Consider the following 7,025-nt stretch of genomic DNA (forward strand, 5'->3'; position numbering starts at 1 on the left):
CCGGACGATTTCTGGTCATGCTACGCCAGCGTTTCGCGCTGCCCCGTGGCTGTCCACAGGGTGTGGGCGGTGGTGTGATGATCGGCCCATGAAACCTGTGAGTCCCGCGAGTCCTGCGAGTCCCGCGACGCCCGCGAGCCCCGGCCTCGACGACGAGGAAGCGCTCCGGCGGTACCGGCTGGAGCTCTGGGGCGGGGCACGCCGCAAGCTGTGGGAGACCTCGGTGGACGGCACCGTCGGCCAGCGGCTGCGCGAACTGGCCGACTGGGCCGAGGCCGCCGGGCACGGCGACGCCCTGATGGACACCTACGGCAACGGGCTCGTGGAGGAGGTGGAGCGGCGCGTCGCCGAGGAGCTGGGCTTCCCCGCCGCCGTCTTCTTCCCGACCGGCACGATGGCCCAGCAGGTCGCGCTGCGCTGCTGGGCCGGCCGCACCGGCAGCCAGGTCGTCGCCCTCCACCCGCTCGCCCACCCCGAGGTCCACGAGAACGGGGCCTTCGGGACCGTCTCCGGGCTCCGCACGGTCCATCCGACCGACGCGCCGAGGCTGCCGACCGCCGAGGAGGTGCGGGACCACCCCGAGCCCTTCGGAACGCTGATGCTGGAGCTGCCGCTGCGGGACGCCGGCTTCGTCCTGCCGACCTGGGAGGAGCTGACCGGGGTGGTGGAGGCGGCCCGCGAGCGGGACGCGGTCGTCCACTTCGACGGGGCCCGGCTGTGGGACTGCCCGACGCATTTCGGCCGCGGCCTCCGGGAGATCGCCGGGCTCGCCGACAGCGTCTACGTCTCCTTCTACAAGTCCCTCGGCGGCCTCTCGGGCGCCGCCCTGGCGGGCCCCGAGGACGTCATGGAGGAGGCCAGGATCTGGCGGCACCGGTACGGCGGCATGCTCTTCCAGCAGTACCCGGTCGCCCTCACCGCGCTCCGCGGCCTCGACGTCGAGCTGCCCCGGCTGCCCTCGTACGTGGCCCACGCGCGCGTGGTGGCCGACGCGGTCCGCGAGGCCTTCGCCGAGGCAGGCGTCGGCTGGTCCCGGGTCAACCCGGAGACCCCGCACACCCACCAGTTCCAGGTCTGGCTCCCGTACCCCGCCGACGCCCTCACCGCGGCCTCCGTCGCCACCACCGAGGCCACCGGCACGACCCTGTTCCGCCGCTGGTTCGCGCCCGGCCCCGGTGGCCCCCCGGGCGTCTCCGTGACCGAGCTGACGGTGACCGCTCCGGGTCTCGCCTGGACGGCGGACGACGTGAAGGAGGCGGTACGGGACTTCCTGTCCCGGATCGAGGGCTGAGACCCCCGCCGGCGGGGGCCGGGACCGGGCCCGGTCAGCAGGAGTGCGGGTGGCGGGAGTGGGGGTGAAGGAGGCGGCGCAGGGCGGCACGGAGCGGACCGGACGCGGGCCGGCCGGCGAGTACGCGCTCGAAGCGGCGGCGGTCGCGGACGGCCCGCAGGACGGCGATGTCGTGGGTGCCGGGCGCGGGCGGCGCCGGCTCCCCGAGACGGGCGGCACGGTACGAGTCGAAGAGGTACTGGTGCATCGCGTTCATCGCCCCACCGTGCGCCGCGCCCCCGCGCCGGGGCGCGCCGATTGACGGGGCTCGTCAAACGGCGCGACAGCCCGCCGGGCGGACGGCGCACCATGGAGCGGTGAGCGTGACGATCGACATCACCGGACTGCCGCACGAGCGGATCCTGTTCTGCCCCTCGCCCCTGGCGGAGCTGGGCGCGGCGCTGCACGCGCTCGCGGAGCCGGCGCATCACGCGCGGCTGCACGCCTGGACGACCACGACGGGCGCCGCGCTCGAACCGGAGCTCGCGGACCGGCTGCACGAGGCCGACTTCATGTGGCGCTCGACCCGGTCGGACATCCTGCTGCCGGCCCGGCCCGGCGAGACGCTCGCCGACGAGCTGGACGACCTCGACCGGATGGACGACGAGAGGTTCGTGAGCTCGGCCCTGGAGATCTCCTGCGCGAGCCACTACACGCACGGCGCCCCCTCGCCGCTCGTGGACGAGCGGATGCGCCGCCGGGCCCTGGACCTGGCGGCCGCGCGCGGCCCGCGCCAGTCGGCGTTCGTGGAGCGGATGCTCGCCGATCCGCCCGGCACGCGCGCGTGGGTCCGGCGGCTCATGGAGGACTGCGACGAGGCGTTCTTCGCGGACACCTGGCGCCGGGTGCGGGTCCAGCTGGCCGCCGACGCCCGCCACAAGACCGAGCTGCTGCGTCACAAGGGGCTGGCCGAGGCCGTCGCCGACGCCTCCTCCGCGATGGTCCTCGAGGAGGACGAGCAGGGCTCGCGGATCGTCGTCGACAAGCTGCTCCACGGCCGCACGACCGCCGAAGGATCGGGCGTGACGTTTCTGCCGACCGCGTTCGGCTGGCCGCACCTCTTCGCCCTGCACGCGCCCGGCTGGCAGCCGGTCGTCCAGTACCCCGTACCCGCCCGCGACCTCGGCGGCGCCGCCTCCGTCGAGGCGGTCAAGCTGCGCCTGGAGGCGGTCGCCCACCCGATGCGGATGCGCCTGTGCCGCAGCCTCGCCCGGGGCGCGTACACGACGAGCGAGCTCGCCGACGCGTACGGCATCACCGCCCCCGAGGTCTCCCGGCACCTGGCCGTCATGCGGAAGGCCGACCTGCTCACCACACAGCGCCGTGGCCGGTACGTGCTCCACCAGCTCGACGTCTCCGCCGTCGCCCGGCTGGGCAGCGACTTCCTGGAGTCGGTGCTGCGGTAGGAGCGGGCCGAGAGGCGGTCGGCCCGGGGCGCCTCAGGCCTGGCCGCCGCCCGCCCGGACCAGGCCCGACTCGTACGCGAGGACGACGACCTGGACGCGGTCGCGGAGGCCCAGCTTGGTGAGGATGCGGCCGACGTGGGTCTTCACGGTGGCCTCGGAGAGGACGAGGCGGGCGGCGATCTCGCCGTTCGACAGGCCCTGCGCGACCAGCATCATGACCTCGCGCTCCCGGTCCGTCAGCCGTTCGAGGCCCTTGTGCTCGGGCTCCTTGCCCGAGGACGGCAGCATCGGCGAGAAGCGGTCGAGGAGCCGGCGGGTGGTCGAGGGCGCGACCACCGCGTCGCCGCTGTGCACCGACCGGATCGCGCCGAGCAGCTCGGCGGGCGGCACGTCCTTCAGCATGAAGCCGCTGGCGCCCGCCTTCAGGCCCGAGAAGGCGTACTCGTCGAGGTCGAAGGTGGTGAGGATGAGCACCTTCGGCGCATCCGGCTCCGAGCAGATCCGCCGGGTCGTCTCCACCCCGTCCAGCTTGGGCATCCGCACGTCCATCAGGACGACGTCGACCGCCGTGGACCGCAGCACCTCAAGGGCCTCGACGCCGTCGCCCGCCTCCGCGACGACCTCCATGTCCGGCTGGGCGGCGAGCACCATGCGGAAACCGGTGCGCAGCAGCACCTGGTCGTCGACGAGCATCACGCGGATGGACATCAGGTCAGTTCCTTAGGGGTCGTCAGTGGGCGGACTTGAGGGGGAGCAGGGCGCTGATCCGGAATCCGCCGCCCGGACGCGGGCCCGCGTCCAGCGTGCCGCCGACCATGCCGACCCGCTCCCGCATGCCGATCAGACCATGGCCCCGGCCGTCGGCGCCCCCGTCCTCGTACATCTCCTGCGGCGCTCCCCGCCCGTCGTCCTCGACGAGCAGGCCGAGGCCGTCGTCGAAGTAGACCAGCCGGACGCTGGCGCCGACGTCCGGCCCGCCGTGCTTGCGCGTGTTGGTGAGGGCTTCCTGCACGATCCGGTACGCGGTGAGCTCGACGCCGCTGGGCAGCGGGCGGGGGCTCCCCTCGATCGCGAAGTCGACGGTGAGTCCGGCGCCGCGGACCTGTTCGACCAGGTCCTCGATCTGCCGCACGTCGGGCTGCGGCACGTACTCCCCGGCCTCCTGGTGCTCCCCGGTGCGCAGGATGCCGAGCAGCCTGCGCATCTCGGCGAGCGCCTGCCGGCCCGTGGTGGAGATGGTCTCCAGGGCCTGCTTGGCGGTCTCCGGGGAGGAGTCCATGACGTAGGCGGCGCCGTCGGCCTGGACGACCATCACCGACACGTTGTGCGCGACGACGTCGTGCAGTTCGCGGGCGATCCGGGCGCGCTCGGCGGCGACGGCGACCTTCGCCTGGGCCTCGCGCTCCTTCTCCAGGCGGGAGGCCCGCTCCTCCAGCTGCGCGAAGTAGGCGCGGCGGGTGCGGAGCGAGTCGCCGAGCACCCAGGCGAGCGCGAACGGCACGGTCATGATCACCGTGAAGAAGACCTTGGCCGCGCCGGATTCCGTCTGCTCGAGCGGCCATCTCAGCTGCGAGAGCGCGGAGGCGCTGAGCCCGCCGATCAGCGCGAGTCTGGAGGCCCAGCGGGGCCCGTCGTGCGCGGCGACCGTGAAGACGATCACGAGCATGGCGAAGTCGGCGATGAACGGCATCAGGCCGAAGGCGAGCTGGACCAGTCCCAGCGCGACCGCGAGCACCAGCATCTTCTCGGGCGCCCGCCGCCGCAGGGCCACGACGAGGGAGAAGAGCAGGGCGACGAGTCCGTACCCGAGACCGCTGCCCCCCACCGTGCCCGCCGACACCACCCACAGCAGGGAGAACCCGAGGAGGACGACGGCCCAGAAGGTGTCGACGCCCGTCGGGTGTCTGCGAATGAAGTCGTAAAGGCGCTGCACGTCACCCAGAGTAGGGAAGAGGGACAGGTGCGGGGATCAACCGTGGGGTCGATCCTTGGCGCGGAGCCCGTACTCCCCGAGGTGGAGACTGGGGCACGTGATGGATGAGACGTGTCAGTGGCAGGGGTGGCGGGAGGCCACGGAACGGGCGCTGTACGGCCCCGGGGGCTTCTATCTGCGACCCGAGGGGCCCGCGGGGCACTTCCGCACCTCCGTGCACGCCTCCCCGCTCTTCGCGGGGGCCGTGGCCCGGCTGCTCCACGAGGTCGCGGAGGAGCTCGGGTCGGCCGAGGTGGACCTGGTCGACGTCGGCGCGGGCCGCGGCGAGCTGCTCACCGGCGTCCTCGCCGCGACCGCGGGCAGCGGTCTCGCCGTCCGCGCCGTCGCCGTGGAACGCGCCGCGCGGCCCGCCGGGCTCGACCCCCGGATCGAGTGGACGGACGACATCCCCCAGGGGGTACGCGGACTCCTCTTCGCCAACGAGTGGCTCGACAACGTCCCGGTGGACGTCGCCGAGGCCGACCCGGCCGGCACCGCCCGGTACGTCGAGGTCGGCCCCGACGGCGTCCAGCGGCTCGGCCCGCCCGTCTCCGGCGCCGACGCCGACTGGCTGTCCCGCTGGTGGCCGCTGCGCGAGCCCGGCTCCCGGGCCGAGATCGGGCTTCCCCGGGACCGCGCCTGGGCGCGCGCCGTCTCCCGCCTCGCCGCCGGCCGCGCCGTCGCCGTCGACTACGCCCACGTCCGCGCCGCCCGCCCGCCGTTCGGCACCCTCACCGGCTTCCGCGCCGGCCGCGAGGTCCCCCCGGTCCCGGACGGCAGCTGCGACATCACCGCGCACGTGGCTCTGGACGCGTGCGGGGAGGCGGCCGGGGTCCCGGCGGCGGAGCTGCTGACGCAGCGGGAGGAGCTGCGGCGTCTCGGGGTGTCCGGGGGGCGGCCGCCGCTCGCGCTGGCCTCGACGGACCCCGCCGGGTACGTACGGGCGCTGGCGTCGGCCGGCGAGGCGGCGGAGCTGACCGCGCACGGCGGACTCGGCGACTTCCTGTGGCTGGTCCAGCGGGTCCCGGCCGCCAGGTGAACGGGGCGGACGAGGCGCCCGGGGCGCGGGGGATACTGGGCCGCATGACGGAGACGACGGTCGGGATCGGCGGGGCGGCGGAGAGCACCGACATGGTGCTGAACATCGGGCCGCAGCACCCTTCGACCCATGGGGTGCTCCGGCTGCGGCTGGTGCTCGACGGCGAGGTCGTGCGCGAGGCCGAGCCGGTCATCGGGTACATGCACCGGGGCGCCGAGAAGCTCTTCGAGGCGCGGGACTACCGGCAGATCATCATGCTGGCCAACCGTCACGACTGGCTCTCCGCGTTCTCCAACGAGCTCGGTGTGGTCATGGCCGTCGAGCGGATGCTGGGCATGGAGGTCCCGGAGCGGGCGGTCTGGACGCGGACGCTCCTCGCCGAGCTGAACCGGGTCCTCAACCACCTGATGTTCCTCGGCTCGTACCCCCTCGAACTGGGCGGCATCACCCCCGTCTTCCACGCCTTCCGCGAGCGCGAGGAGCTCCAGGCGGTCATGGAGGAGGTCTCCGGCGGCCGCATGCACTACATGTTCAACCGGGTCGGCGGCCTGAAGGAGGACCTGCCCGCCGGCTGGCTGGGGCGGGCGCGGCAGGCCGTCGCGGACGTCCGGTCGCGGATGGACGTGTACGACCGGCTGGTCCTCGGCAACGAGATCTTCCGCGGCCGTACGCGCGGGGTCGGCGTCCTCGCGCCCGCCACGGTCCACGCGTACGGGGTGTCAGGGCCGATCGCCCGCGCCTCGGGCGTCGACTTCGACCTGCGGCGCGACGAGCCGTACCTCGCCTACGGGGAGCTCCAGGACACCCTGCGGGTCGCGGTCCGCGAGGAGGGCGACTGCCTCGCCCGCTTCGAGTGCCTCCTCGACCAGACCCACAACGCCCTCGACCTCGCGGACGCGTGCCTCGACCGCATGGCCGAGCTCCCGCCCGGCCCGATCAACCAGCGGCTCCCCAAGGTCCTCAAGGCGCCCGAGGGCCACACCTACGCCTGGACCGAGAATCCGCTCGGCGTCAACGGCTACTACCTCGTCTCCAAGGGCGAGAAGACGCCGTACCGCCTCAAGCTGCGCTCCGCGTCCTTCAACAACATCCAGGCGCTCGTGGAGCTCCTGCCCGGCACGCTCGTCGCCGACATGGTCGCCATCCTCGGGTCGCTCTTCTTCGTCGTCGGCGACATCGACAAGTGACCCCCGCCGGGGGCCGGGGTGGGGGGGGGGGGGGGGGGGGGGGGGGGGGGGGGGGGGGGGGGGCGGCCGCATTGCCGAGCAGGGTGGGGTC

The 7,025-nt window shown here is 74.0% G+C and carries 7 protein-coding genes; 4 read left to right on the forward strand and 3 right to left on the reverse strand.

The window, feature by feature from the left end:
• Positions 1 to 88: 88 nt before the first annotated feature.
• Positions 89 to 1,291 (forward strand): threonine aldolase family protein, encoded by a 1,203-nt coding sequence (locus ACZ7G1_RS25025; RefSeq protein ID WP_470875926.1) that lies wholly within the window; start codon positions 89 to 91, stop codon positions 1,289 to 1,291.
• A gap of 34 nt (positions 1,292 to 1,325) precedes the next feature.
• Here ACZ7G1_RS25025 and ACZ7G1_RS25030 read toward each other — a convergent pair whose 3' ends face one another.
• Positions 1,326 to 1,547 (reverse strand): hypothetical protein, encoded by a 222-nt coding sequence (locus ACZ7G1_RS25030; RefSeq protein WP_470875928.1) that lies wholly within the window; start codon positions 1,545 to 1,547, stop codon positions 1,326 to 1,328.
• A 106-nt stretch (positions 1,548 to 1,653) separates the two neighbouring features.
• Between ACZ7G1_RS25030 and ACZ7G1_RS25035 the strand changes: the two genes are divergently transcribed.
• Positions 1,654 to 2,736 carry a DUF5937 family protein gene (locus ACZ7G1_RS25035; protein WP_470876306.1) on the forward strand — a complete coding sequence of 361 codons (1,083 nt, stop codon included), beginning with the start codon at positions 1,654 to 1,656 and terminating at the stop codon, positions 2,734 to 2,736.
• Positions 2,737 to 2,769: 33 nt separating this feature from the next.
• Here the strand turns inward: ACZ7G1_RS25035 and ACZ7G1_RS25040 are convergent, their stop codons facing one another.
• A complete protein-coding gene (locus ACZ7G1_RS25040; RefSeq protein WP_470875930.1) occupies positions 2,770 to 3,444 on the reverse strand; it encodes a response regulator in 675 nt (224 codons plus the stop codon).
• A 22-nt stretch (positions 3,445 to 3,466) separates the two neighbouring features.
• Positions 3,467 to 4,669 (reverse strand): sensor histidine kinase, encoded by a 1,203-nt coding sequence (locus ACZ7G1_RS25045; protein ID WP_470875932.1) that lies wholly within the window; start codon positions 4,667 to 4,669, stop codon positions 3,467 to 3,469.
• A 100-nt stretch (positions 4,670 to 4,769) separates the two neighbouring features.
• Here ACZ7G1_RS25045 and ACZ7G1_RS25050 point away from each other — a divergent pair, with 100 nt between their 5' ends.
• The gene (locus ACZ7G1_RS25050; RefSeq protein ID WP_470875934.1) at positions 4,770 to 5,747 is read left to right on the forward strand and encodes an SAM-dependent methyltransferase; all 978 of its coding nucleotides are present in this window, start codon (positions 4,770 to 4,772) and stop codon (positions 5,745 to 5,747) included.
• Positions 5,748 to 5,791: 44 nt separating this feature from the next.
• The gene (locus tag ACZ7G1_RS25055) at positions 5,792 to 6,934 is read left to right on the forward strand and encodes an NADH-quinone oxidoreductase subunit D (RefSeq protein WP_470875936.1); all 1,143 of its coding nucleotides are present in this window, start codon (positions 5,792 to 5,794) and stop codon (positions 6,932 to 6,934) included.
• Positions 6,935 to 7,025 lie beyond the last annotated feature (91 nt).

The sequence above is a fragment of the Streptomyces sp. NPDC037273 genome (assembly GCF_055603625.1).

Excerpts from the sequence above, each read along its gene's own strand:
- ACZ7G1_RS25025 (WP_470875926.1), top strand. The coding sequence starts at position 89 with ATGAAACCTGTGAGTCCCGCGAGTCCTGCGAGTCCCGCGACGCCCGCG.
- ACZ7G1_RS25030 (WP_470875928.1), bottom strand. The coding sequence starts at position 1,547 with ATGAACGCGATGCACCAGTACCTCTTCGACTCGTACCGTGCCGCCCGT.
- ACZ7G1_RS25040 (WP_470875930.1), bottom strand. The coding sequence starts at position 3,444 with ATGTCCATCCGCGTGATGCTCGTCGACGACCAGGTGCTGCTGCGCACC.
- ACZ7G1_RS25050 (WP_470875934.1), top strand. The coding sequence starts at position 4,770 with ATGGATGAGACGTGTCAGTGGCAGGGGTGGCGGGAGGCCACGGAACGG.
- ACZ7G1_RS25055 (WP_470875936.1), top strand. The coding sequence starts at position 5,792 with ATGACGGAGACGACGGTCGGGATCGGCGGGGCGGCGGAGAGCACCGAC.